Below are 1,253 nucleotides of genomic sequence, written 5' to 3'. Positions count from 1 at the left end.
CACCTCGATACTTGGCCCGGGAGCACTGGCGCTTGCCTTCTGGGCATATATGTTTTCGTACTACCAGTACGCAGAAACAGCAACAACGCTCACGGTTCCCTATGTTGGTCGTGTCTCTGCGTATCCTGGGCTCTTTCTAGCGTGGCTCATTATCCTCTCGATTGGCATCGTATGGATACAACAAACGAGTCTTCGCATCAAGCAGGTCTCCTACCTCACGGTTGTTGGTGGCTTCTTTGCCGTTGTTGGGCTCAACACGCTCTCACCAATCTTCCCCGGGACGGCTGCGACGCCACAGGTAATCCTCGCACTCGTGAGCATTCTTGGTGTGTTCGCGGTGACCGCTGCATTCGGGTTGGATCTCTTTTCGACGTATCGAGGTGGTGCAGTTCTGACTGCAATCTTCCTTGCACCAGTTACGATCATTGGGTTCGGCCTCACCGCGTCGTTGACACCCGAATATTATGACACGGTCATGCGGGCACAGACCTTCCTTCACTTCCCCGCTGCTGTACTCGTTGGGTACGTGCTCGTTCGGCTCCTCACGCAACCAACACAGTCAACGGCGAGACGCACACTTCGTGTCACACTTGTCGTTGTTGTTCTCGTCGCAACACTCGCAACCACGCCACTTGCGTATCTCACAATGGATACTGCAGCGATTCCCAGCACGACCTATGAGTCTGAATTCGAGAGTGTGCAGTTCGTTTCAACAGCCACAGACACACAGTGGGTGACTGACCATTCCCTATCGCGTGTTGGTATACTCTACTTCGGAGAAGACGTCGGAATCAACGATGTCGCAAACTGGCTCACCGGTGGGCCGAGCCCGCAATGCACGGCTGTTTCACAGCGATCGTGGACGACAACTGGTGCACATCTCTTCCCGGCCGCACCAGAGACAGTTAGTCAAACTACGTACGACGCATGGGTTGCTGACCGAAACGTCATCTATGCGAACACAGGAAACGATCCTGTGACGATCTCACAACCCACCGGAAACGTGGTGTGTGACACCGGTTCTGTATCAACCGCCTAACTCGACCCACACACTATACATATGTGAAGCCTGAAACGGTGAGTAACGATGACGGATCCCGTACTGCGTGGCGATTCGCTAACTGTCGAAAGAGGTAATTCCGTCATTCTCGACAACGTTTCAATTACTGTCGAGAGAGATACCTCCCTCCTCATTCAGGGACCAAGCGGTGCAGGGAAGACGACTCTGTTCAACGTGCTTGGTCTTCTGAGCT

General features: G+C 53.6%; 1 protein-coding gene and 1 pseudogene. Both read left to right on the top strand.

The annotated features are described in order from the left end of the window. A pseudogene (locus AUR66_RS22390) lies at positions 1–1,039 on the top strand (hypothetical protein); the annotation flags it as partial. A gap of 48 nt (positions 1,040–1,087) precedes the next feature. Further along, positions 1,088–1,253: ATP-binding cassette domain-containing protein (locus AUR66_RS23110; RefSeq protein WP_157533245.1), on the top strand; the 166-nt coding region annotated here is incomplete at its 3' end.

Source organism: Haloferax profundi (assembly GCF_001469865.1).
Lineage (GTDB): Archaea > Halobacteriota > Halobacteria > Halobacteriales > Haloferacaceae > Haloferax > Haloferax profundi.
This window is presented reverse-complemented; position numbering and strand designations above follow the sequence as displayed.